This window comes from Bacillus sp. ISL-51 (assembly GCF_018613535.1).
Taxonomy (GTDB): Bacteria; Bacillota; Bacilli; order Bacillales; family Bacillaceae; genus Bacillus.
The window spans coordinates 429,789-452,727 of record NZ_JAGGQB010000006.1; the positions used below are offsets into that span (position 1 = coordinate 429,789).

The following is a 22,939-nucleotide window of genomic DNA, read 5'->3' on the forward strand; positions in this document are numbered from 1 at the left end:
GGCACAAAAAATGAAGCGCTTTCGGTGGATGGGGGCTTTTTTGTTCATCATCTTATGTCTTCAAATGGAATATGTACAAGCTGCCGGAACGAACGGCACGTCGCAGGAAACCGCAATCCCGCAAGAATCGGCTGAAGAAGTGGCTAAAAAGCAGGCCGAAGCGCTGAAAACAGAAGGCATCGGAAAGTTTTGGGATGACATCATGACTGAATACGGCGGCCTTCTGCCTGAAAGCCAAAAGGGAAGCATCATTGACTTTATCAACGGCGAAAAGAAAATTTCACCGCAGGAATGGCTGAAGGCTTTGTTTTCCTATCTGTTTCATGAGGTGCTCGCAAACGGCAAGCTTCTCGGCACCTTGATTCTGCTCACCATTTTTTGTGTCATTCTTCAGCTGCTGCAAAATGCGTTTCAGCAAAGCACCGTGAGTAAGGTCGCTTATGCGATTGTCTATATGGTGCTTATCATTCTCGCTTTAAACAGCTTTCATGTAGCCGTCAATTATGCCAGTGAAGCGATACAAACGATGACCAGCTTCATTCTCGCGCTCATCCCGATGCTGCTGGCTCTGATGGCGTCTTCCGGGGGAGCCGTCTCTGCCGCCTTTTTTCACCCCGTTATTTTATTTCTGATGAATACGAGCGGCCTTCTTATTCAAAACATCGTCATGCCGCTTATCTTCCTATCCGCAATTTTAAGCATCGTCAGCACGATGACAGATCAGTATAAGGTGACGCAGCTTGCCAACCTGCTCAGAAATATCGCGATCGGGGCGCTCGCGGTTTTTCTCACCGTCTTTCTCGGGGTCATCTCGGTTCAGGGCGCATCGGCTGCCGTTACGGACGGGATTACGCTCAGAACGGCCAAATTTATTACGGGAAATTTTATTCCCGTGCTCGGCCGGATGTTTACGGATGCGACGGACACAGTGATCAGCGCTTCTCTTTTATTAAAAAATACGGTGGGATTGCTCGGCGTCGGGATTTTGATCTGCATTTCCGCTTTCCCCGCGATTAAAGTGCTTTCTCTCGCCTTTATTTATAAGCTTGCGGCCGCTATCCTTCAGCCGCTTGGAGGCGGACCCGTTATTACCTGTCTCGGCGTCATCAGCAGGAGTGTGCTGTATATATTTGCGGCGCTCGCTATCGTCTCTCTCATGTTTTTCCTCAGCATCACCGTCATTATCACAGCCGGCAACCTCACCATGATGATGAAATAAAGGGGGCCTTTTGTATATGAGCTTTTTAACAGAATGGCTGACAAGCATCATTTTATTTATCTTCTTTGCAATCGTCATCGACATGCTTCTGCCCAGCTCCAGTATGCAAAAATACGCGAAAATGGTTGTCAGCCTGCTGTTAATCGTCGTCATGCTCAATCCGATCTTTACACTTTTCAAAACAGACCCGGAAGTTATCTTTGATTATTTGACAAAACAAGAGCAATCTCAATCGGCTGACATAAAAAATCAAATCAATTCAGAAAAAAAAGAAATACAAGCATCAAGTCGCGCATATGTTTTAGAAGAAATGGCTGTCCAACTAAAAAAGAAAGCGGAGGAGATGTTCAGTCATGACGAATACAAAGTAGACGACATCCGCCTTGCAGCGGGAGAACAGGTTCGTTCAGAAGAAGATGTAAAAACGATCAGCGTGTATATGGCCCCATCTTCTGAAAAAACCGTGCAAACCGTCGCACCGATCGACATCCGCACAGACCGCAAATACGAACCAAGCGACGCCGCTGAAAAAAAGAAAGCCGGCGACATTAAAAGAAAACTTGCGGATATATGGGAAATCGGCAGTGAGAAGATTACGGTTTATATGGAAGGCGGGGAGAAAAACGGCCATGAATAAAAACGGATTATGGAACATGCTGAAAAAACAGCTGATGTTCGGACAGGCGAAAGACGGAGAAAAACCTAAACTGACAAAATACCACTACTTTCTGTTCGTGTTTGTTCTGGGGGTATCCTTCATGCTTGTCAGCCAGCTGCTGTCTTCACCGGAGAAAACCGGGAAAAACCAAGCGGCCCAAACTGCAATATCGACTCAAACGGCGCAAAACGATCAAAAAACGGCTCCCGTCTTTAAGGCTTCAAAAGACAGCAGCACCAAAAACACGATCGATGATTATGAGAGAGAATACGAAAACCAGCTGAAAGAAATCCTTGAGACGATTATCGGCGTGGAGGACGTCTCAATTGTTGTAAATGTAGACGCAACGTCTTTAAAAGTGTTTGAGAAAAACAAAACGAAAAAAAATACCGTAACTGAGGAAACAGACAAACAAGGCGGCAAAAGAAGCGTCACCGACCAAACCTCTGAAGAAGAAATCGTCATGATACGAAACGGGGATCAGGAAACCCCGGTCGTCGTCCAAACGAAAAAGCCTGACATACGCGGTGTACTCGTTGTCGCTCAAGGAGTGGACAACGTTCAAATAAAAAAAACCATCATTGATGCCGTCACAAGGGTGCTGGACGTTCCCAGCTACCGTGTAGCGGTTGCCCCTAAAAAAATCAAGGAGGATTCATAAATTATGCTGAAAAAACAAACAGTTTGGCTTTTAACAATGCTCAGTCTCGTCGTGGTATTAAGTGTTTACTATATTATGTCGCCGGAAAGCAAAAATGCCGTGCAAATGAAAAGTGAAAAAAGCAGCGGAGAAATCGCCACTGAAAAAACGCCGGCTAAAGAAGAAACAAAGGAAAAAAGCGAGCCTGAAATGGAAAAAGAAGACGGAACAAAAGGCACGAAAGATTCTAAAGACTCTAAAGGCAAAAAAGAGGATAAAGAAACATCAGCCGAAGCCTCGGAAAAAGACGGCACTGTCGTCACGCAAACAGCTGATGACAACTTATTCACGGCATACCGCATGGAACTGGAAGATGCCCGGAGCAAAGAAAGAGAACAATTAAACAGCATCGTATCAAGCGATGATGCAACGGCAAAGGAAAAAAGCGAAGCCTACGATAAAATGACCGCTCTCAGTGACGCCGAAGGAACGGAAAAGCAGCTCGAAACCTTAATTAAAACACAAGGCTATAAAGATGCACTCGTTAACGCCGAAGGAGACAAAATCAACATTACAGTAAAGTCAGACAAACACTCAAACGCAAAAGCCTCCGCCATCATTGACCTTGTCGCCAAAGAAATCAAGACGATGAAGGATGTCGCCGTCACATTTGAACCGTCCAAATAAAGAGTCAAAAACCGCCCGCATACGCCGCGGGCTTTTCTGATGTCATTTTTAGATCACAGTTGAATTTACTCAACCGCTCCTGTAAGATAAACATAGTATGTACTTTTAGTAGCAACCTATAAATTTCTATTTTTATACATAGGAGTGGAACTGATGTTAAAAATCAACGAAATTCATGAACTGATAAAACGTATTGATGAATCGTCCATTGATGAATTTATTTATGAAAATGAAGGCGTAAGCTTAAAACTGAAAAAAAATGAAGCGCCGGCTGTGCATGTAACTGGACAAGCCCAAGCTGTTCCTGCCGCTGCTCCGGCTCCGCAGGCTGCAAATCCGGAAGTCCGGGAAGCTGCCCCTGCGCAAGAAGCGCCGAAACAAGATGAGAATCTTCACAAAATCACGTCACCGATGGTAGGAACGTTTTACGCTTCTTCATCACCGGAAGCCGGCCCTTACGTGAACCAAGGTTCAAAAGTGAGCGAAAATACAGTGGTTTGTATCGTCGAAGCAATGAAACTCTTTAACGAGATCGAAGCGGAAGTTAAAGGAGAAATCGTTGAAGTGTTAGTTGAAAACGGCCAGCTGGTCGAATACGGACAACCTCTATTTCTTGTAAAAGCTGAGTAAGGAGACCTGCCATTATGATAAAAAAGCTATTGATCGCCAACCGAGGAGAAATTGCCGTCAGAATCATCCGGGCTTGTAAAGAGCTGGGCATTGAAACTGTCGCCGTTTATTCTGAAGCCGATAAAGACGCCCTTCATGTCCAAATGGCCGATGAGGCTTTTTGTATCGGACCGAAAGCATCAAAAGACAGCTATTTAAATGTGACAAACATCGTCAGCGTCGCAAAACTGACCGGAACCGATGCGATCCATCCGGGATACGGCTTTTTGGCTGAAAACGCCGACTTTGCCGAGTTATGCGCTGAAGTAAACGTGACGTTTGTCGGGCCTACGGCGGACGCCATTTCTAAAATGGGGACAAAAGATATCGCACGTGATACGATGCAGCTTGCCGGTGTACCGATCGTGCCCGGTTCAAAAGGAATTATAAAAAATACCGAAGAAGCGGTTTCGCTTGCACGTGATATTGGGTATCCTGTCATTATAAAAGCTACTGCGGGCGGAGGCGGAAAAGGCATCCGGGTTGCGCGCACAGAAGAAGAATTGATCAAAGGCATTAAAATTACCCAGCAGGAAGCCGCTACGGCGTTCGGAAATCCGGGTGTGTACATCGAGAAGTACATAGAAGATTTCCGCCACGTTGAAATTCAGGTGCTTGCGGACAATTACGGAAACACGATTCATCTCGGAGAACGTGATTGCTCCATTCAAAGACGCTTGCAAAAACTGCTGGAAGAAACACCGTCACCGGCGCTTGATTCTGACATCAGGGAACAGATGGGCGAAGCTGCGGTAAAAGCAGCGCAAGCCGTCGGTTATACCGGAGCGGGCACAGTTGAGTTCATTTACGACTATAGAGAACAGCGCTACTACTTTATGGAAATGAACACACGGATTCAAGTTGAACACCCGGTCACAGAAATGGTAACGGGCACGGATCTGATTAAAGAACAGATCAAAGTGGCGTCCGGACAGGAGCTCTCGCTTAGACAGGAAGACGTTGAATTTAACGGCTGGGCAATTGAATGCCGCATCAACGCTGAAAATCCTGCGAAAAACTTCATGCCTTCACCGGGTAAAATTAAAATGTACCTGCCGCCGGGCGGACTTGGTGTCCGTGTCGATTCAGCCGCATACCCAGGCTATTCGATCCCGCCGTATTACGACAGCATGATTGCCAAACTCATCACATACGGAAAAACGAGGGATGAAGCGATCGCACGAATGAAGCGCGCGTTAAGCGAATTCGTCATTGAAGGCATCGAAACAACCATTCCGTTCCATCTGAAACTGCTTGAACATGAAACATTTGTCAGCGGAGAGTTTAATACTAAGTTTTTAGAAACATATGATGTAATGGGCTCATAATTTTTGTGGAGGTGAATTGAATGAAAGACAACGGTTTGCTTAAAATGGATCACGATGAAGCTCATTTAGGTAAGGTTGAGATTGCTCCTGAAGTCATTGAAGTCATCGCCGGCATCGCCGCATCCGAGGTAGAAGGCGTCGCTGAAATGCGGGGCAATTTCGCCACCGGCGTTGTGGAACGCTTCGGCAAAATCAATCACGGCAAAGGCGTAAAGGTCGATTTAGCCGATGACGGGATTATCATTGACGTCTACTGCGTTGTTCAATTCGGGATCTCAATCCCGAAAGTAGCGGCAAGCGTTCAGGAGAACATTCGCCAAACCTTATTAAACATGACGTCGCTGACCATTAATGAAATTAATATTCATATCGTCGGCATTCAATTTGACACGAAGGCCCAAGAAGTCGAAATCGACGAAGAAATGTAATGAGCGTATAAAAACCAAGGGGATGGGCAGCCCTTTGGTTTTTTATACGTTACCCTTCATTTCAGGTATGAAGAAAGCCGGCTTACATAACGGCAGCCGAGTTTCTTCATGCTGTGAAATCCGAATGAAATTCAAAGGGCTGATAAAATTATTCGGTATTAGGGTGAAAAAACCTGAATTTCGACATGCGATTGAGAAAAAAATATGTTATGATCTCTTTAGGCTTAACGACAAGCAGATAAAGCGGATCTGAAGGAGAAAGAAAATGAAAAGAAGAACAGCTAGAGAAAAAGCTTTGCAGGCACTTTTTCAGATTGATGTCAGCGATATTGCACCGAATGAGGCCATTACGCATGCGCTTGATGAGGAAAAAACCGATTCCTTTTTTGAAGAGCTGGTATACGGAGTGATTGAGCATCAAGTTCAGCTAGATGAAATGATTTCCGGCCATCTTGTCAATTGGAAACTTGATCGGATAGCAAACGTGGACCGCGCGATCCTGCGGTTGGCGGTTTATGAAATGGTTTATGCAGACGACATTCCTGCAAACGTGTCATTAAACGAAGCAATCGAGCTGGCAAAACGGTTTGGCGACGATAAAGCTGCAAAATTCGTAAACGGGGTTCTTTCTAACATTAAAACTGATATTGAACAATCATAGGAGGAAAGAAAATGACTGCAACAATTATCGACGGAAAAGAAACGGCAAAAGAAAAACGCGAACAATTGGCAAAAGAAGTAGAAGAGCTGAAAGCACAAGGCGTAGTGCCGGGCTTAGCGGTCATTTTAATCGGGGACGATCCCGCTTCTGTTTCATATGTCACAGGCAAGAAAAAAGCGGCTGAAACAATGGGAATGAATTTTAAGCTTGACCGCTTTGACTCAAGCTTAACCGAGGCGGAGCTTCTTGATATCATTGATCAGTACAACCAAAACCCTGAGTTTCACGGAATTCTCGTTCAGCTGCCGCTTCCGGATCATATTTCCGAAAAAGCGGTAATTGAGCGGATCTCCCCTGATAAAGACGTTGACGGCTTCCATCCTCTCAACGTCGGGAAAATGCTGCTTGGCGAAGATACGTTTCTTCCATGCACGCCGCACGGAATTGTTGAGTTATTGAAAAAAACAAACGTAGACCTTTCCGGCAAAGAAGTTGTTGTAGTCGGACGAAGCAATATAGTCGGTAAACCAGTCGGCCAGCTGCTGCTGAACGAAAATGCGACCGTCACATATTGCCATTCCCGTACAAAAAATATGTCTGAGCATACAAAAAAAGCAGATATTCTTGTGGTTGCGGTCGGTAAAGCGAACTTCATCAAAGCCGATCAAATCAAAGAAGGCGCCATTGTCATTGATGTCGGCGTCAACCGTCTCGAAAGCGGAAAGCTTTGCGGAGACGTTCAGTTTGATGAAGCGAAAGAAAAAGCATCCTTCATCACGCCGGTGCCGGGCGGAGTAGGTCCGATGACCATCACGATGCTTGCGCATAATACTGTTAAATCTGCCAGACGTACGTTATCATAGATAACCGGAGACAATCACACCGCGGTGTGACAATGAGCATGATACCCGCTTCTTAAGGCTCCTTTCAGCCAAAGCGGGTTTTCTTAGTTTAGGGCAAAAAGCCTTTATGAAAGGAGTGCAGGACATGGGTGAAGCAGCATATGTCACGGTTTCCGCACTGACAAAATACATTAAACGAAAATTCGATGTAGACCCTCATCTTGAAGATATTTGGATTAAGGGAGAGCTTTCCAACGTTAAAATACATACGAGAGGCCACATCTATTTTACTTTAAAAGACGAACAGGCCCGCATGCAGGCTGTCATGTTTCAAAGGCAGAGCTCACGCCTGCCGTTTAAACCGGAAGACGGGATGAAGGTGATCGTCAGAGGCGGCATCTCCGTATATGAACCGAGCGGAAGCTATCAATTGTATGCAAAAGAAATGCAGCCGGACGGAGTGGGGGCGCTTTACTTAGCGTATGAAGAATTAAAGAAAAAACTTGCCGGTGAAGGATTATTTGATGAACGCCATAAACAGGAAATCCCCGCTTTTCCAGCTGCGATCGGGGTTGTGACGTCTCCGACGGGAGCGGCTGTCAGAGACGTAATTACCACTCTTAAAAGAAGATATCCCCTCGTGAAAGTCATTATTCTTCCCGCGCTCGTTCAGGGCGAAAATGCCAGCAGGTCGATTGTTAAGCGCATTGAAGAAGCAAACGCACAACAGCTGTGTGACGTCCTGATTGTCGGAAGAGGAGGAGGTTCGATTGAAGAATTGTGGGCATTTAACGAAGAGATCGTGGCCCGTGCCATCTTTTCTTCAGCCATTCCGATTATTTCCGCGGTCGGGCACGAAACGGACTTCACCATCAGTGACTTTGTCGCAGATATCCGGGCCGCAACGCCGACAGGAGCGGCAGAAATTGCCGTTCCGCACACGACTGACTTAATGGAACGGACAAAAACGGCAGAAGTCCGACTGACAAGAGCGATGCAGCAGCACATCAGCCAGAAAAAAGAGCGGATTCAGACCCTGCAGTCTTCATACGCATTCCGTTTCCCGAAACGCTTGTACACACAAAAAGAGCAGCAGTTTGATCTGATGTATCAGCAGTTCCAAACACAGCTTACAGCACTTTTAGACCGAAAGCACAGGCAGCTGGAGCGTGACACTTACAGATTATCCGCACTCCATCCCGAGGCCCAGCTGAAGCAGGCGAGAAAACGGTACGAGGATCGCACAAATCAGCTGACACGAAGCATGAGCTTCCAAATGAAGCAGCTTCACTCGCAGTTTCAAACGGTTCTTGGTAAACTAAATGCATTAAGCCCGCTGCACGTAATGGAGAGAGGATACAGCCTGGCCTACAAAGAAGAAGAGCTGATTAAAAGCGTCGATCAAGTCGAACAAAACGATCAGCTTGAAGTAAAACTGGCTGATGGCGTCCTGACGTGTGAAGTATTGCAAAAGAGAGGCGAACAAAAATGACAGAAATCAAAAAAAGTGAAACGATGACATTTGAAGAGGCGATGAAAGGCCTTGAAAGCATAGTGGCAAAGCTTGAAGAAGGAGATGTGCCGCTTGAGCAGGCGATTAACTATTTTCAAGAAGGAATGGCTCTTTCTAAAATGTGCCATGAAAAACTGCAGCATGTCGAAAAACAAATGGACTTTATTTTAAAAGATGACGGGGAACTTGCACCTTTCAGCGTTCAGGAGGAAGACGAAGGTGACAAATAAACTGGAAGCATTTTTAGCATCGCGCAAAAAAACGATTGAACAGCAGCTTTCTTTGTATACAGAACGTTTGGCGATGCCTGACTCCCTTAAAAAGTCTATGCTGTATTCTTTGGAAGCGGGCGGAAAGAGACTTCGCCCCCTCGTCGTCTTAGCCGTGCTGAATGCCTACGGTAAAGATGAAAAAGACGGGATCCCTGTCGGCTGCGCAGTTGAAATGATCCATACTTATTCCCTGATCCATGACGATCTGCCGTGTATGGATGATGATGATTTGCGGCGCGGAAAACCGACCAACCATAAAGTGTTCGGAGAAGCGACGGCTGTATTGGCCGGAGACGGGCTCCTGACGGAAAGCTTTAAACTGATTACAGCCCATGTATCTGATGCGGTCTCAGCAAATAAACGGCTTCGTCTCGTGAATGAACTGATCACCGCCGCCGGCACAGAAGGAATGGTCGGCGGGCAGATAGCCGACATGGAAGCGGAGCAAAGGCAAGTAACCTTGGAAGAGCTGGAATCGATTCATGAGCGGAAAACGGCAAAGCTTCTCGGCTTTTCTGTGACGGCGGGCGCTATTTTGGCGGATGCGCCGGAAGATGAAATCGAAAGGCTGCGCCGATTCAGCAGCCATATCGGCATCGGGTTTCAAATCCGGGACGACATCCTTGACATTGAAGGAAATGAAGAGAAAATCGGCAAACCTGTCGGCTCAGATTCGACAAATGACAAATCAACATATCCTTCGCTCTTGACGTTAGAAGGCGCGAAACAAAAGCTCACTTATCATATAAGCGAAGCGAAACAGATCATCAGCGGGCTTTCTCTGCAGAAAGAGCTTTTGTATGATCTTTGCGACTTAATAGCGGCGAGAGATCATTAAAACGATCCTGATTTGAAGGGGCTGCCGCTGATATGGTAAAATGTAAGCAGTTTCGTTGAAAATACAGAATAAGTCTTTTTCTTTTGATAAAAAGACACTGTTTAATTTGCAGAAATTCATGCTGAAAGTGAGTTGATCCGCTTTGGATCTTTTATCAATACAGGACCCGTCATTTCTTAAAAACATGTCAATTGAGCAGCTGGAAGAGCTGAGTGAGGAAATTCGCAATTTTTTAATTACGACGCTATCTGCCTCAGGCGGCCATATCGGGCCCAATCTCGGCGTTGTCGAGCTGACAATCGCGCTGCACAAAGAATTTGACAGTCCGAAAGATAAATTTTTATGGGACGTCGGGCATCAGTCCTACGTTCACAAACTGTTGACCGGGCGCGGCAAGGAGTTTGAAACCTTGCGCCAGTATAAAGGGCTTTGCGGCTTCCCGAAGCGCAGCGAAAGCGAGCATGACGTATGGGAAACCGGGCACAGCTCGACTTCCCTTTCAGGCGCAATGGGAATGGCAGCCGCCCGCGATATTAAAGGAACGAAAGAATACATCATTCCGATTATCGGAGACGGTGCATTAACCGGCGGAATGGCGCTTGAAGCGCTGAACCATATCGGAGATGAAAAAAAAGACATGATCGTCATCCTTAATGATAATGAAATGAGTATTGCGCCGAATGTCGGGGCAATTCATTCTATGCTCGGGCGCCTTCGGACGGCCGGCAAATATCAATGGGTGAAAGATGAGCTTGAATATTTATTCAAGAGGATTCCTGCAGTAGGCGGAAAACTGGCCGCAACGGCTGAACGGATTAAAGACAGCTTAAAATATATGCTTGTGTCGGGAATGTTTTTTGAAGAGCTGGGCTTTACGTATTTAGGACCGGTCGACGGGCATTCTTACAGCGAACTGTTTGAAAATCTGCAGTATGCCAAAAAAACAAAAGGCCCCGTCCTTTTGCATGTCATCACGAAAAAGGGTAAAGGTTATAAGCCGGCTGAATCTGACACCATCGGCACGTGGCACGGCACGGGACCTTATAAAATCAATACGGGTGATTTTGTCAAGCCGAAAGCCGCAGCCCCTTCATGGAGCGGCCTCGTCAGCGGCACGGTGCAGGAGCTTGCACGCAAAGATGACAGAATCGTCGCCATTACACCGGCAATGCCTGTCGGCTCAAAGCTGGAAGGGTTCGCGAAAGAATTTCCTGAACGCATGTTTGACGTGGGGATTGCAGAACAGCATGCGGCAACGATGGCAGCCGGCATGGCGCTTCAGGGCATGAAGCCGTTTCTCGCGATCTATTCAACGTTTTTGCAGCGGGCTTACGATCAGGTCGTCCATGACATCTGCCGCCAGAACGCGAATGTATTTATCGGCATTGACCGCGCTGGTTTAGTCGGTGCAGACGGTGAGACACACCAAGGCGTATTTGACATCGCCTTCTTGCGCCATATTCCGAATCTCGTCTTAATGATGCCGAAGGACGAAAATGAAGGGCGCCATATGGTAAACACTGCACTCAGCTTTGAGGAAGGACCGATTGCCATGCGCTTTCCGCGCGGAAACGGGCTCGGCGTGAAAATGGATGAAGAGCTGAAAACCATTCCGATCGGAACATGGGAAGTTCTCCGTCCCGGGAAGGACGCGGTTATTTTAACGTTCGGCACGACCATTGAAATGGCGCTTGAAGCCGCCGAAGAGCTGCAAAAAGAAGGCCTTTCAGTGCGTGTTGTAAATGCGCGTTTTATTAAACCGATTGACAAACAAATGATGAAGGCCATCCTTAACGAAGGACTGCCGATATTAACGATTGAAGAAGCCGTGCTTGAAGGCGGATTCGGAAGCACGATACTTGAATTCGCTCATGACCTCGGCATGTACCATACGCAGATTGACCGAATGGGGATACCTGACCGATTTATTGAACACGGAAGTGTAACCGCACTTCTCGAAGAGATCGGGCTGACAAAAGCGGAGGCCATTAACCGGATCAGACTGCTGATGCCGCCGAAGACACATAAAGGAATTGGATCATGACAGCAAAAAAAGAACGATTAGACGTACTTCTTGTAGAAAAAGGACTCGCAGAAACGCGGGAAAAAGCGAAGCGCGCCATTATGGCGGGCATCGTCTACTCAAATGAAAACCGATTGGACAAACCGGGTGAAAAAATTGCCCGGGACCTCCCGCTAATGGTAAAAGGGAATCCTCTCAAATACGTGAGCAGAGGCGGATTAAAGCTCGAAAAAGCTCTTGAGGAATTTCCCGTTTCAGTTGAAGGAAAAATCATGATTGACATCGGCTCATCGACGGGAGGATTTACGGATTGCGCCCTGCAAAACGGCGCAAAACAATCCTATGCGGTGGATGTCGGCTACAATCAGCTTGCGTGGAAGCTGAGACAGGATGCGAGGGTTGTGGTGATGGAGCGGACGAATTTCCGCTACTCGGAGCCTTCCGACTTTACAAAAGGCTTGCCGGAATTCGCCACAATCGATGTTTCTTTCATTTCTCTCCGCTTAATTCTGCCGGTGTTAAAAACGCTGCTTGTGCCCGGGAGCGATTGCATCGCGCTCGTAAAGCCGCAGTTTGAAGCCGGACGGGAATCAGTCGGCAAAAAGGGCATTGTCAGAGATCCCGGCGTCCACGCCGATGTTCTCCGGCGTATGGTTCATTTTGCCGCAGCCGAAGGCTATGTATGCAAAGGACTGTCTTTCTCACCGATTACCGGCGGAGACGGGAATATTGAATTCCTGCTTCATTTGAGGTGGGAAGGCGAAGGTCAAAACGGCGCAGAGCTGCCGGAAGAAGACATTCTTCGCACCGTAGGAGAGGCACATCAGACATTAAAAGCAAAAAAAGCAGATGTACCGGAATAATAGGGGGCTATTATTCCTTTTTTCTGCAATCATGTACTTTTTATAGAGAAGCGGTTAACATAATGACAAGACAGCTTGAAACAGAGGTGCTGACATGACGAAAGGCCAAAGGCATATAAAAATCAGAGAGCTTATTACGAGCCATGAGATTGAAACGCAGGATGACTTAGTTGACATGCTGCGGGAAGAGGGGTATAAGGTAACCCAGGCTACCGTTTCCAGGGATATTAAAGAGCTTCATCTTGTAAAGGTGCCGACCAATACAGGTTCTTACAAATACAGCCTTCCGGCGGATCAGCGTTTTAATCCGCTGTCAAAGCTGAAGCGCTCATTAATGGATGCGTTTGTAAAAATTGATTCGGCAAGCCATATGATCGTCCTGAAAACGATGCCGGGAAATGCCCAGGCTATTGGCGCTCTAATGGATAATCTCGAATGGGAAGAAATTATGGGCACGATTTGCGGAGACGACACGATTTTAATCATTTGCAGGACGCCTGAAGATACGGAAGGTGTCCAAAGCCGACTGCTGGAGCTCTTGTAGCGTAATTATCAGATAAAAGGTGGAATGCTGTTTGTTAGCTGAACTATCAATAAAAAACTTTGCCATTATAGAGGAACTGACGATTTCGTTTGAGCGGGGTCTCACCGTCCTGACGGGGGAAACCGGTGCCGGCAAGTCGATTATTATAGACGCCGTTTCCTTATTAGTCGGCGGGCGCGGGTCTTCTGAATTTGTCCGTTACGGGGAAACAAAGGCCGAGCTTGAAGGGCTGTTTTTGCTGGAAAGCGGCCATCCCGTTTTTGAGGTGTGCCGTCAGCAGGGAATAGACGCATCAGACGACATGATTGTCATGAGACGGGATATCAATGCCGGGGGAAAAAGCGTGTGCCGTGTTAACGGAAAATTAGTAACGATTGCAGCCTTGAGGGAAATCGGCAGACTTTTATTAGATATTCACGGACAGCACGATAACCAGCTGTTAATGGAGGACGACAAGCATTTAGAGCTTTTGGATAAATTTGCAGGCATCGAAGCCGAAGCAGCGCTTCAGGCTTACCAGGAGGGATATGTCCGCTACATGAAGCTGCTTAAAAAAGTAAAGCAGCTGTCAGAAAGCGAGCAGGAAATGGCGCATCGGTTAGATCTGATTCAATTTCAGCTTGAAGAAATCGAATCGGCGAAGCTTGAGCTGAATGAAGACGAAACTTTGCAAGAAGAGCGCAAGCAAATATCCAACTTCGAAAAGATATATGAATCATTGCAAAACGCTTATAACGCTCTCCGCAGCGAGCAGGGAGGACTCGATTGGGTCGGGATGGCCTCATCTCAGCTGGATGATATTTCCGATATCAATGAGCCGCTGCAAAAGCTGTCCGAAAGTGTTTCAAGCTCTTATTACCTGCTGGAAGATGCGACATTTCAGATGCGCAACTTGTTAGATGAACTGGAATTTGATCCTGAACGGCTTAATTTTATTGAAACACGTTTAAACGAAATAAAACAGCTCAAACGCAAATATGGAGCGACGGTAGAAGACATTCTGGAATATGGCTCAAAAATAGAGGAAGAGATCGATCAGATTGAAAATCGGGACAGCCACCTTGAAGCGCTGAAAAAGGAATTGGAATCTGTCGGTAAAGATGTGGCCGTAGAGGCCGCCAATTTGTCAAAAATCAGAAAAGCGTGGGCTAAAAAGCTAGCTGAAGAAATCCATCAAGAATTAAAAAGCCTGTATATGGGAAAATCCACTTTCGATACAGAATTTCTCGTGAAGACCGACCCGTCTGCCGATGTAGCTCCGGTTATAAACGGCCAGCCGGTGCAGCTGACGCCAAAAGGCATTGATATCGTGAAGTTTTTAATTTCAACAAATACGGGCGAACCGCTAAAACCGCTGTCAAAGGTAGCCTCAGGAGGAGAATTGTCACGGGTGATGCTGGCGATTAAAAGCATTTTTTCATCCCAGCAGGATGTTACCTCAATTATATTCGATGAGGTTGATACCGGAGTCAGCGGCCGTGTCGCACAAGCGATCGCGGAAAAAATTCATAAAGTATCAACCGGCTCACAGGTGCTTTGCATTACACACCTTCCGCAGGTCGCAGCCATGGCCGATACCCATCTTTTAATCGCTAAAGAATTAAAAGACGGCCGGACGACAACCCATGTCACCCCGCTTTCCAATCAGGACAAGGTAGTGGAAATCGGGCGCATGATCGCAGGAGTCGAGGTCACAGATCTCACAAAAAGGCATGCGAAGGAGCTCTTAAAACAAGCCGGACAAGTAAAAACGACAGGATAAGCTGCTGAATAGGCAGCTTATTTTTATGTTCCATTTCTCTAACAGTGTATCCAATGTTTTTCTTAGTATGCCGGTTATAAATCATGCTCAGAAAGGCAAAAGTATAGATGTAGCAGAAAAAGAAAGTGGTGTGGGATAGGAGCGAGGAGAGTGAAGTAATGAATGCCCGATAACATGAGAAAAGCAATAGGTGTAATTCTCCTTGTTTCTTTACTAAGTGTAGGCTTTTGCAAGCCATTTAAAGAATATTTAATGATTCCGGCGCAAACGAGCGTCTTTGAAAACCAAACACAGGCTGTTTCCGCAAATGCAGCAATAAGCGCTGAAAAGGGTGAATTATCTGAAGCCTTTACGCTGAAAAAAGATCACGGCCAAACAAGCATCACGGGACAAAAACAAGGCCGGTCAGAAGTAGTATATGATCTTGCCGGATTTCCCATTAAAAAAACGAAAGTACGTGTCCTTCCTGAATTGAAGGTCATTCCCGGCGGCCAGTCCATCGGTGTCAAGTTACATTCTGTCGGTGTCCTGGTCGTCGGTTTTCATCAAGTGATGACAAAGGATGGAAAAAAGTCTCCGGGGGAACGAGCGGGAATAGAAGCAGGCGACATCATTGTTAAAATGAACGGACATAAAATTGAAAAAATGAGCGATATCGCTCCGTTTATTCAAAAAGCGGGCAAAACCGGTGAATCTCTGGATTTATTGGTGAAACGCGATAATCAAAAAATTAAGACAAAGCTTATTCCGACAAAGGATGAGGCAGAAGGAAAATATCGGATCGGGCTTTACATCCGCGATTCGGCAGCCGGCATCGGCACCATGACTTTTTTTGAACCGAAAACAAAAAAATACGGCGCACTGGGCCATGTTATATCTGATATGGATACGAAAAAACCGATCGTTGTAGAAGACGGGGAAATCGTCCGTTCTACCGTAACCTCGATTGAAAAAGGGACAGGCGGCAACCCGGGCGAAAAGCTGGCGAGGTTTTCCTCAGAACGGAAAAAGATTGGTGACATTAACCGAAACAGTCCGTTCGGCATCTTCGGAACGCTGCATCAGCCGATTGAAAACAACATTTCTGATAAAGCGCTTCCCGTCGCCCTGTCAAACGAAGTGAAAAAAGGGCCGGCACAAATGCTTACGGTCATTGAAAACGACAAGGTGGAGAAGTTTGACATTGAAATCGTCAGTACGACACCGCAAAAATTCCCGGCGACAAAGGGAATGGTTTTAAAGGTAACAGACCCGAAACTGCTGAAAAGAACCGGCGGAATTGTACAGGGAATGAGCGGAAGCCCGATCATCCAAAACGGGAAAGTCGTCGGGGCCGTGACTCACGTATTTGTCAATGACCCGACGAGCGGCTACGGTGTTCATATCGAATGGATGCTTTCTGAAGCGGGAATTGATGTATACGGGAAAGACAAAGCAAGCTGACTGCCGGTTATCCGGCAGTTTTTTATTTGTTGTGTTCTTCACTTCTATCTGGGATTCATGTAAAATAAGAAAAGAAGATTTTTCGACAAATTCACGTTTCCTGATTTGTCAAACTTAATTTTTAGTCGAAAAACCTAGAAAATGCTAGAAAAACAAAGATATACCACTATTATTGGTAAATATGGATTTTTTAAAAGGGGAAGTAGTGGTTTTGTCGAATGTAACATGTAGCAGTCATAAAAGGTTGTGTCCTGTTAATACATTGGGGGAGGAAGAAACGTGGAGAAAATTAAAGTTTGTGTTGCTGACGATAATCGAGAGCTTGTAAGCCTGTTGAGTGAATATATAGAGGGACAGGAAGATATGGAAGTGATCGGCGTTGCGTATAACGGACAGGAATGTCTCTCTTTGTTTAAAGAAAAAGATCCCGACGTGCTCGTCTTAGACATTATCATGCCGCATCTTGACGGCCTCGCGGTATTGGAGCGCCTTCGGGGATCAGAGCTTGCCAAGCAGCCGAACGTCATCATGCTGACAGCGTTCGGGCAGGAAGATGTTACGAAAAAAGCTGTCGATTTAGGGGCATCCTATTTTATCCTTAAGCCGTTTGACATGGAAAACCTTGTCGGGCATATCCGCCAAGTAAGCGGAAATGCCAGCAGCGTGACACACCGTGCACCATCTGCGCAAAGCAGCATCATCCGCAGCCAGCCGGAACCGAAACGGAAAAATCTTGATGCCAGCATCACAAGCATCATCCATGAGATTGGTGTGCCTGCCCATATCAAAGGCTATCTTTATTTGCGTGAAGCCATTTCCATGGTATATAACGATATCGAGCTCCTCGGAAGCATCACAAAAGTTCTTTATCCCGACATCGCCAAAAAATTCAACACGACCGCAAGCCGTGTAGAACGAGCAATCCGCCACGCCATTGAAGTCGCGTGGAGCAGGGGAAATATCGACTCTATTTCTTCACTGTTCGGATATACCGTAAGCATGACAAAGGCAAAACCAACCAACTCAGAATTTATCGCGATGGTCGCAGATAAGCTGAGATTGGAGCATAAAGCGAGTTAAACGTTGATTTGACGGCGTTTATTGTGTTGAATTGCCGTCTTTTTCGAAAATTAATTTATTGCAATTCCGATGAATTTTTCGTCATAATAGCGATGAATTTATGCCTGTTCTTTTGGAATAAGTGTGAATAATTTTGCCGCCCATTTATTGGGCGGTTATTTTTTTGTCCATTTTCCTTAGTCTATTCGCAGTTATAAGTGAGGACCGTTGGAAAGCGGTGCAAGCAGCGATCGCTGCGGAACTTAAAGCGCTCGGCGGAAAGTCTTCTGCCAGCCAGCCAAAACATCGGGTTCCACTTACACCGTAAAGAGCGTCGGTCAAAGGGAACGAATGCAGTCTGTTCGTCCGAAGAAATTCGACGGCCTGAAGTACGAAGTTCTTGGTAATCCGCAAAGGGACGTGTATACGATCAAAACGGACCAGTTCGGAAAGGTAAACGTCTATGCCGCGAAGTCCACAGGCGCAACCGTAAAATAAACGAAAAGGGAGACGATATCATGGAAGACGTATTAATTTTCGCTACAGTATTGGCGCCTATCCTAACTGCGCTCGTTTAACTCGTGAAGAAGACAATTAAGCTGCCGACGAATATCGTGCCGGCCCTGAGCTTCGTAATCGGTATCGGATTGGGTGCGATCGCTTATCCGTTTATTGACCTCGACTTGGTGCTGCGTCTATGGGCAGGCGGGTTTGCCGGCTTGGCTGCGACGGGTCTTTTCGAGATCGGAACAAAGCGTGAGGGAACTACGAAATAAATAACGGAACTTTTTGCGGGCACTTACGTATGAATGCGTAGGTGCCCGTGTTACATAACGAACAGGCATTGAGGAAAAAGATGTTCAGATAGTATAACTTAACCATTAATGGGGGTGTGGAATTTGGAGAAGATTACTGTAAAAGTGCTAATGTATTTGAGTGTTATTTGTGTAGTAGCGGGAATTATTGCGGGCTTCGTTATGTTTGATAAGGACATAGCGGCAGATGCAAAAACGAGTAAACAAGTAAGCGAGGAGCTATACGATAATTCTATCGCTCAAGCGCAATATAAAACGGACAAAGCACTTGCGAGCAGTATGCAGTCATCCGTGTTCTTTAGCGTCTTGGCCGGCGTAGTTTCCGTTGCTATTCTTTTCGGACTTGCAATTATTATACGAATTTTAGATGAAGCGAATAGTAGAGCGCATGAATCAGCGAGTGATCTGCGCTTGATAAAAAACGATATACGCGAACAAACTGCGAAATAATAAAAAGCCCCGTCCTTAACCGGATGGGGCATTTTTTACGTTTGTAATGTCCGTGAACCTCACGAAATGGTTATCGCCCTTAGCGTCTTTTATGCGAAATTCCTTTCGTATATGATCCACGTAATGGACTGCGCCGGTTATTTCGCGTATGTACCCGTCGTCATAGACGTCAAACGCTAACAGTCAAGAAATTGCAAATATGACCGTACTTGAATTCATGATTAAAATAGCTGAAGCGAAAGGGGTTACAGGATAATGGAAAAGAACAAAATCACTCACTTTTATTTTAGGGAGGAAGGCAAACGAATTGAGGAAACGGTAGAAGCGATTGACCTCGCTAACGGCTGCGCACTTACTATGACAGACGACACAGAACCGGATCAGTTGGTGAGTATCCATTCGAATGTATTCGATTCCGATAAACGGACACATTCCTAGTTAGAAGAAATCGCAGACATGTCCGCAATGGACTTAATGATGTTTCTTGCCGGACGGTATGAGAGCGATAGCGCCGGTTTTGTAAGATGAATAATTAGACAACAAATACCCACCTCCAAATGAGGGGGTATTTTACTTTTCTTCGGCATTGACTACTGAAATACCTATCTCCTTGTTCGTTGGATCATATATCCCGGAAAATTCTTTTTCTTTATTATTATTTATGTAGCCTGAAACTTCTATTCCGCCTGTTGGATCGATAGTGTAGTTTTTTGAGAAGTGTACTTCTTGTACGTTTTTATAGTCTTTTTTTAAATAATTTTTCATATGATCTTGCGCCTCATGCACAAGTTTTTCTTCATTCTTACGGTTGTCATATTGATGCTTCACGAAAAAACCTCCCACTGTTATAATTATAACTATTAGGATAATAATGTATTTTCTCATGCGTATCATCCTTTCGGAACTTATTTTACAATATATGAAAGGTGATGTATATATGTCAAAACGAAAAGAAATAACCATCTCTAATGTTACAGATAAAGAATATTACCGTTTGAGCCAAGCGGCCTACCACTATAAAATGTTAGCCCTACACATGAAATATAAAACCCCTTATAAAATCAGTAAGACATCTTATTGGTACGTTGAAAAAGTTGAGCAGGATTCTGATACGGGTCTTGATGCCTTTGTCTTCTCAAAAGGCGTAAAGGAAAAAGGTGGAAAGTGGGCCAAGTCAAACAATCCGAAAAACGCTGTCGTAGCCTTTGCAGGAACCGATCTCGGAAAAGACCCGATAGGTGACGGCATAAAAGCAGACGGCGGCAACATTGTTTTCGGAAGTGATCCAAAAAAAGAAGCCCATTTTATTGTTAAAAAGGACGCCAAGGACACGTCTAAAACTCTCGGGAAATATAACGGAACTCCCTCCCAAGGCGCAATGCTCACAACCGGAGACTATAAGCTGTTGACGAAAACATCGCAAATTGATCAAGCTGATCATCTGGTACGCGAAGTGAAGAAAAAGTATAACGGAACATCAACAATCGTTTCAACTACCGGACATTCATTGGGAGGAGCAGAAGCGGAATACAGTGCGGTCAACAATGATATTTACGCAGCAGCTTTTAACAGTCCTTCTGTTGTTAAACTGCATGATGAGGCTAAACAGAAAGAAATCAACAGCGGCTTATACGATCCTTACATACGCTCAATCATCAATCCGGATGACATGGTCGGGGCGGGCTACTGGAATGAATACGACCGTCATAACGGGACGACGATTTATACGAAAAATCCCTCGCTCTCGCAGTTCAGCCGAAAGGAGCGGCTTAATGGGACACTGTCCGAACAGATAGGGAAGAATCTCGCTTATTTCCTCACTACCGTAATTCTGAGAAATCCGGATACACACGGCTTAAACGAAGCGAATTTCATATTTGATCGAAAAGGAAACATTGCAAACCCAAACGGAGAGGATCTAGTCTTCGATAAAAACCTCGGCGCTCTCCTGCCGTCCGGTGCAATCGGCAGCGGAGACACGATAAAAGTAACGCCGAAAAGCGCAAAGAAGCTGGGTGAAAAGGTGCAGGCCATGGCTGAGGATTTACGGAAAATGAAAAAAGAAGCGCAGCACGCCTATCAGGAACACGATGAGAAAATCGCCGAGCTGAAAATGGAATTTCACGGTCAAGCCGGATACGGCCTGTATGATCAGCTTCATGGGCAAGACGTGACCAATACACTTGAGGATATTGCGCAATTTTACGATAAAGGCCCGATTTTTTACGACACACAGGCAGAGCAGGCATACATTGATTCATTGCAGGCAGCGATAACAGACCTTGAAGAGATCGGCGGATTCTTACATCAAATCGCAGATGACTTTCAGGAAAAAGACCAGATGCTGGCAAACTGGTTACGTTTATAGGAGATGATTTTCATGACGACATTAGACAAGCTTCTGGAACAAAAAGATGACCCCCTGAGAAAAATGCTTCAGCGGCAAATGCTGAAAACAGGAATGACGCAAGCAGCAAACACGAAGTTACAGACTGTGCGCAGTGCTTTGAAACAGAAGTCCCAGATGAGCACCATTCAGGAAGAATTAAACGAGGTCTATACAGCGCTTCTTTACAGCTTTGAGGGAAAGGCTCAAAAAGCGATGGCAGAACGGATCAGTGAGAGTGCTCAGCAGATTGTTCGCACTGAGGCAGAAGGGGAAGCTTTTGTGAATAGTTTTAAGACGAGATGAGAGTAACAGACGGGACTGCCGCCCGTCTGTTTTTTGTCCATTTTCCGAAGGCTATACGCATCTATTAATGACGGATATAATTTCAGCAAAAAGGTGTCCGTTTTTAAAAGTGACTTCGCAGTTATTTCCGAAGAGGCTGTGCCAATCCGTAACTAACCTCGCAGTTACTAATAATGGGAAGAAATTTTCGATGAACTGTGCGGTTTTGATAGTCGTGGGTATTACCGGTTGAGGAGGCGGTCGGATGTCCCCAAATAAAATCTACACGTATAATATTGGAGCTGATACCTTGATAATCTCGCCATCTCTTATAAAAAAACGAGGGATGCGGCGGCTTAATGTAGACACCACTTCATAGTTGATCGTATTAAGCATTTCAGCAACTTCATCAACGGAAATCTCAGCTCCCTTTTGCTGACCGTAAATCACGACTTCCTCTCCTTGTTTACCTTCACCCTCTCCTAAACTAACCATTATTAGATCCATCGTCACTCTTCCCGCCACCGGCACTCGTTTTCCGCGATGAAGAACAAACCCGCGATTCGAAAGTGCCCGAGAATAACCGTCAGCATAGCCGACCGGGATTGTAGCAATTACTTCTCCATGGTTTGCGATGTACGTAGCACCATAGCTGATGGTTCGAGGTTCTGTCAGCATGGTTTTCACATAAGCTATACGCGCCTTTAAACTTAATGCAGGTGTAAGCTTAACGAGGTTTAGCTGCTTTATATATGCTGAAGGATATAATCCATATAAGCCTATACCTAAACGAATCATATCGGCACTAAATTCCGGGAAAGCGATAGCTGCAGCTGTGTTGCACATATGCACGGTAGGCAGTTCAATGCCTTGATTTTTTAAAAAGCGGAGAAAACTGATAAATTTATCATGCTGCAGCCTGGTTAGTGCAGTGTCTGGTTCATCAGCTGTTGAAAAATGTGTGAAGATTCCTGTCCATCTTAGGAATTTACTTGACTTTAGTGCTTTCACTACTGCTAAAAGCGCTTCTTCTGTGCGTACACCTAATCGTCCCATACCAGTATCCACATTAATATGAATAGCCAACCGATTCGTACTTGCTCCTTTTTCTAATATCTCGTTAGCTTCTTTAATCCAATCAACCTGAAATGCTGATAACTCTATATTCCAATCTGCTGACTCTTTCACACAACTAAGGGATGTAAAACCAAGAACAAGGATAGGTGCTGTAATCCCCGCTTTTCGTAAAACAATCCCCTCCTCCAGACTGGCAACAGCGAGCTCACTTGCCCCATGTTCCAGTGCATGGCGCGCCACTTCTACAGACCCATGACCGTAAGCGTTCGCTTTTACGACAGCCATAATTTTGGTCTTATTTGGAATATGATGGCGAATCGCTCGTAAATTTTTTTTAATGGCATCAAGATTTACTTCGATCCAAACTTCTCGGCAGAGCTTTTTCATCAATGCTACCTTCCTTCTTAATAGGATAGTAAACCGCCGTTCAATACATTCTGTAACATCAATGGTTGGATGCTTTCAATCTGATTTTTA

General features: G+C 45.6%; 26 protein-coding genes and 1 pseudogene. 24 read left to right on the forward strand and 3 right to left on the reverse strand.

What is annotated here, in order from left to right; genetic code table 11:
• The first annotated feature begins 10 nt into the window (after window positions 1–10).
• The 21 genes and pseudogenes from spoIIIAE (at window position 11) to J7E26_RS10985 (ending at window position 18,714) form a co-directional block, all read left to right on the forward strand.
• Window positions 11–1,219 carry a stage III sporulation protein AE gene (spoIIIAE, locus tag J7E26_RS10885; protein WP_214813309.1) on the forward strand — a complete coding sequence of 403 codons (1,209 nt, stop codon included), beginning with the start codon at window positions 11–13 and terminating at the stop codon, window positions 1,217–1,219.
• 16 nt (window positions 1,220–1,235) lie between these two features.
• On the forward strand, window positions 1,236–1,856 hold the full coding sequence (spoIIIAF, locus tag J7E26_RS10890; RefSeq protein WP_214798561.1) for a stage III sporulation protein AF: 621 nt from the start codon (window positions 1,236–1,238) through the stop codon (window positions 1,854–1,856).
• On the forward strand, window positions 1,849–2,538 hold the full coding sequence (gene spoIIIAG, locus J7E26_RS10895) for a stage III sporulation protein AG (protein ID WP_214798564.1): 690 nt from the start codon (window positions 1,849–1,851) through the stop codon (window positions 2,536–2,538). The genes spoIIIAF and spoIIIAG overlap by 8 nt, the downstream gene beginning before the upstream one ends.
• A 3-nt stretch (window positions 2,539–2,541) precedes the next feature.
• Entirely contained in the window at window positions 2,542–3,204 is a 663-nt protein-coding gene (locus J7E26_RS10900; RefSeq protein WP_214798567.1) for a SpoIIIAH-like family protein, read from the forward strand.
• Between the two features lie 153 nt (window positions 3,205–3,357).
• On the forward strand, window positions 3,358–3,834 hold the full coding sequence (accB, locus tag J7E26_RS10905) for an acetyl-CoA carboxylase biotin carboxyl carrier protein (protein ID WP_214798569.1): 477 nt from the start codon (window positions 3,358–3,360) through the stop codon (window positions 3,832–3,834).
• A 14-nt stretch (window positions 3,835–3,848) separates the two neighbouring features.
• Complete coding sequence (accC, locus tag J7E26_RS10910; RefSeq protein WP_214798572.1) at window positions 3,849–5,201, forward strand: acetyl-CoA carboxylase biotin carboxylase subunit; 1,353 nt, start codon at window positions 3,849–3,851, stop codon at window positions 5,199–5,201.
• A 20-nt stretch (window positions 5,202–5,221) separates the two neighbouring features.
• Window positions 5,222–5,629, forward strand: coding sequence for an Asp23/Gls24 family envelope stress response protein (locus J7E26_RS10915; protein WP_214798575.1), 408 nt, complete (start codon window positions 5,222–5,224; stop codon window positions 5,627–5,629).
• 265 nt (window positions 5,630–5,894) lie between these two features.
• Entirely contained in the window at window positions 5,895–6,290 is a 396-nt protein-coding gene (gene nusB / locus J7E26_RS10920; protein ID WP_214798578.1) for a transcription antitermination factor NusB, read from the forward strand.
• A gap of 11 nt (window positions 6,291–6,301) precedes the next feature.
• Complete coding sequence (gene folD / locus J7E26_RS10925) at window positions 6,302–7,153, forward strand: bifunctional methylenetetrahydrofolate dehydrogenase/methenyltetrahydrofolate cyclohydrolase FolD (protein WP_214798581.1); 852 nt, start codon at window positions 6,302–6,304, stop codon at window positions 7,151–7,153.
• Between the two features lie 124 nt (window positions 7,154–7,277).
• On the forward strand, window positions 7,278–8,624 hold the full coding sequence (xseA, locus tag J7E26_RS10930; RefSeq protein WP_214798584.1) for an exodeoxyribonuclease VII large subunit: 1,347 nt from the start codon (window positions 7,278–7,280) through the stop codon (window positions 8,622–8,624).
• A complete protein-coding gene (locus J7E26_RS10935; protein ID WP_214798587.1) occupies window positions 8,621–8,875 on the forward strand; it encodes an exodeoxyribonuclease VII small subunit in 255 nt (84 codons plus the stop codon). The genes xseA and J7E26_RS10935 overlap by 4 nt, the downstream gene beginning before the upstream one ends.
• Complete coding sequence (locus J7E26_RS10940) at window positions 8,865–9,755, forward strand: polyprenyl synthetase family protein (protein ID WP_214798590.1); 891 nt, start codon at window positions 8,865–8,867, stop codon at window positions 9,753–9,755. The genes J7E26_RS10935 and J7E26_RS10940 overlap by 11 nt, the downstream gene beginning before the upstream one ends.
• A 142-nt stretch (window positions 9,756–9,897) precedes the next feature.
• Window positions 9,898–11,799, forward strand: coding sequence for a 1-deoxy-D-xylulose-5-phosphate synthase (dxs, locus tag J7E26_RS10945; protein ID WP_214798593.1), 1,902 nt, complete (start codon window positions 9,898–9,900; stop codon window positions 11,797–11,799).
• Complete coding sequence (locus J7E26_RS10950; RefSeq protein ID WP_214798596.1) at window positions 11,796–12,641, forward strand: TlyA family RNA methyltransferase; 846 nt, start codon at window positions 11,796–11,798, stop codon at window positions 12,639–12,641. The genes dxs and J7E26_RS10950 overlap by 4 nt, the downstream gene beginning before the upstream one ends.
• Before the next feature lie 94 nt (window positions 12,642–12,735).
• Window positions 12,736–13,185, forward strand: a complete 450-nt coding sequence (gene ahrC / locus J7E26_RS10955; protein ID WP_061522000.1) for a transcriptional regulator AhrC/ArgR — start codon at window positions 12,736–12,738, stop codon at window positions 13,183–13,185.
• A 31-nt stretch (window positions 13,186–13,216) separates the two neighbouring features.
• Window positions 13,217–14,947, forward strand: a complete 1,731-nt coding sequence (recN, locus tag J7E26_RS10960; RefSeq protein ID WP_214798599.1) for a DNA repair protein RecN — start codon at window positions 13,217–13,219, stop codon at window positions 14,945–14,947.
• 162 nt (window positions 14,948–15,109) lie between these two features.
• On the forward strand, window positions 15,110–16,390 hold the full coding sequence (spoIVB, locus tag J7E26_RS10965) for a SpoIVB peptidase (protein WP_214798602.1): 1,281 nt from the start codon (window positions 15,110–15,112) through the stop codon (window positions 16,388–16,390).
• 279 nt (window positions 16,391–16,669) lie between these two features.
• Entirely contained in the window at window positions 16,670–17,470 is an 801-nt protein-coding gene (gene spo0A / locus J7E26_RS10970) for a sporulation transcription factor Spo0A (RefSeq protein ID WP_214798605.1), read from the forward strand.
• Window positions 17,471–17,800: 330 nt separating this feature from the next.
• Window positions 17,801–17,947 carry a hypothetical protein gene (locus J7E26_RS18625; protein WP_251034456.1) on the forward strand — a complete coding sequence of 49 codons (147 nt, stop codon included), beginning with the start codon at window positions 17,801–17,803 and terminating at the stop codon, window positions 17,945–17,947.
• A 20-nt stretch (window positions 17,948–17,967) separates the two neighbouring features.
• Window positions 17,968–18,225: pseudogene (locus J7E26_RS10980) on the forward strand (holin).
• Window positions 18,226–18,348: 123 nt separating this feature from the next.
• A complete protein-coding gene (locus tag J7E26_RS10985; protein ID WP_214798608.1) occupies window positions 18,349–18,714 on the forward strand; it encodes a hypothetical protein in 366 nt (121 codons plus the stop codon).
• A 15-nt stretch (window positions 18,715–18,729) separates the two neighbouring features.
• On the opposite strand, the gene J7E26_RS10990 is transcribed toward J7E26_RS10985, so the two are convergent.
• Window positions 18,730–18,897 carry a YolD-like family protein gene (locus J7E26_RS10990; protein ID WP_214798957.1) on the reverse strand — a complete coding sequence of 56 codons (168 nt, stop codon included), beginning with the start codon at window positions 18,895–18,897 and terminating at the stop codon, window positions 18,730–18,732.
• 72 nt (window positions 18,898–18,969) lie between these two features.
• On the opposite strand from J7E26_RS10990, the gene J7E26_RS10995 reads away from it, so the two are divergent.
• Entirely contained in the window at window positions 18,970–19,152 is a 183-nt protein-coding gene (locus J7E26_RS10995) for a hypothetical protein (RefSeq protein WP_214798610.1), read from the forward strand.
• A 132-nt stretch (window positions 19,153–19,284) separates the two neighbouring features.
• Here the strand turns inward: J7E26_RS10995 and J7E26_RS11000 are convergent, their stop codons facing one another.
• Window positions 19,285–19,599, reverse strand: coding sequence for a DUF1433 domain-containing protein (locus J7E26_RS11000; RefSeq protein ID WP_214798612.1), 315 nt, complete (start codon window positions 19,597–19,599; stop codon window positions 19,285–19,287).
• Window positions 19,600–19,651: 52 nt separating this feature from the next.
• Between J7E26_RS11000 and J7E26_RS11005 the strand changes: the two genes are divergently transcribed.
• Window positions 19,652–21,082, forward strand: a complete 1,431-nt coding sequence (locus J7E26_RS11005) for a lipase (protein WP_214798615.1) — start codon at window positions 19,652–19,654, stop codon at window positions 21,080–21,082.
• 12 nt (window positions 21,083–21,094) lie between these two features.
• A complete protein-coding gene (locus J7E26_RS11010; protein ID WP_214798618.1) occupies window positions 21,095–21,406 on the forward strand; it encodes a hypothetical protein in 312 nt (103 codons plus the stop codon).
• A 261-nt stretch (window positions 21,407–21,667) separates the two neighbouring features.
• On the opposite strand, the gene alr is transcribed toward J7E26_RS11010, so the two are convergent.
• Window positions 21,668–22,849: an alanine racemase gene (gene alr / locus J7E26_RS11015; RefSeq protein WP_214798960.1), complete on the reverse strand. Its 1,182-nt coding sequence runs from the start codon at window positions 22,847–22,849 to the stop codon at window positions 21,668–21,670.
• Between the last annotated feature and the right edge of the window lie 90 nt (window positions 22,850–22,939).

Coding starts and splice junctions, on each gene's coding strand:
- spoIVB (WP_214798602.1), top strand. CDS start 15,110: ATGCCCGATAACATGAGAAAAGCAATAGGTGTAATTCTCCTTGTTTCT.
- J7E26_RS10915 (WP_214798575.1), top strand. CDS start 5,222: ATGAAAGACAACGGTTTGCTTAAAATGGATCACGATGAAGCTCATTTA.
- spoIIIAE (WP_214813309.1), top strand. CDS start 11: ATGAAGCGCTTTCGGTGGATGGGGGCTTTTTTGTTCATCATCTTATGT.
- alr (WP_214798960.1), bottom strand. CDS start 22,849: ATGAAAAAGCTCTGCCGAGAAGTTTGGATCGAAGTAAATCTTGATGCC.
- J7E26_RS10935 (WP_214798587.1), top strand. CDS start 8,621: ATGACAGAAATCAAAAAAAGTGAAACGATGACATTTGAAGAGGCGATG.
- accB (WP_214798569.1), top strand. CDS start 3,358: ATGTTAAAAATCAACGAAATTCATGAACTGATAAAACGTATTGATGAA.
- J7E26_RS18625 (WP_251034456.1), top strand. CDS start 17,801: ATGCAGTCTGTTCGTCCGAAGAAATTCGACGGCCTGAAGTACGAAGTT.
- accC (WP_214798572.1), top strand. CDS start 3,849: ATGATAAAAAAGCTATTGATCGCCAACCGAGGAGAAATTGCCGTCAGA.
- J7E26_RS10950 (WP_214798596.1), top strand. CDS start 11,796: ATGACAGCAAAAAAAGAACGATTAGACGTACTTCTTGTAGAAAAAGGA.
- J7E26_RS10995 (WP_214798610.1), top strand. CDS start 18,970: ATGGAAAAGAACAAAATCACTCACTTTTATTTTAGGGAGGAAGGCAAA.
- ahrC (WP_061522000.1), top strand. CDS start 12,736: ATGACGAAAGGCCAAAGGCATATAAAAATCAGAGAGCTTATTACGAGC.
- J7E26_RS11005 (WP_214798615.1), top strand. CDS start 19,652: ATGTCAAAACGAAAAGAAATAACCATCTCTAATGTTACAGATAAAGAA.
- folD (WP_214798581.1), top strand. CDS start 6,302: ATGACTGCAACAATTATCGACGGAAAAGAAACGGCAAAAGAAAAACGC.
- nusB (WP_214798578.1), top strand. CDS start 5,895: ATGAAAAGAAGAACAGCTAGAGAAAAAGCTTTGCAGGCACTTTTTCAG.
- J7E26_RS11010 (WP_214798618.1), top strand. CDS start 21,095: ATGACGACATTAGACAAGCTTCTGGAACAAAAAGATGACCCCCTGAGA.
- J7E26_RS11000 (WP_214798612.1), bottom strand. CDS start 19,599: ATGAGAAAATACATTATTATCCTAATAGTTATAATTATAACAGTGGGA.
- spoIIIAG (WP_214798564.1), top strand. CDS start 1,849: ATGAATAAAAACGGATTATGGAACATGCTGAAAAAACAGCTGATGTTC.
- spoIIIAF (WP_214798561.1), top strand. CDS start 1,236: ATGAGCTTTTTAACAGAATGGCTGACAAGCATCATTTTATTTATCTTC.
- J7E26_RS10900 (WP_214798567.1), top strand. CDS start 2,542: ATGCTGAAAAAACAAACAGTTTGGCTTTTAACAATGCTCAGTCTCGTC.
- xseA (WP_214798584.1), top strand. CDS start 7,278: ATGGGTGAAGCAGCATATGTCACGGTTTCCGCACTGACAAAATACATT.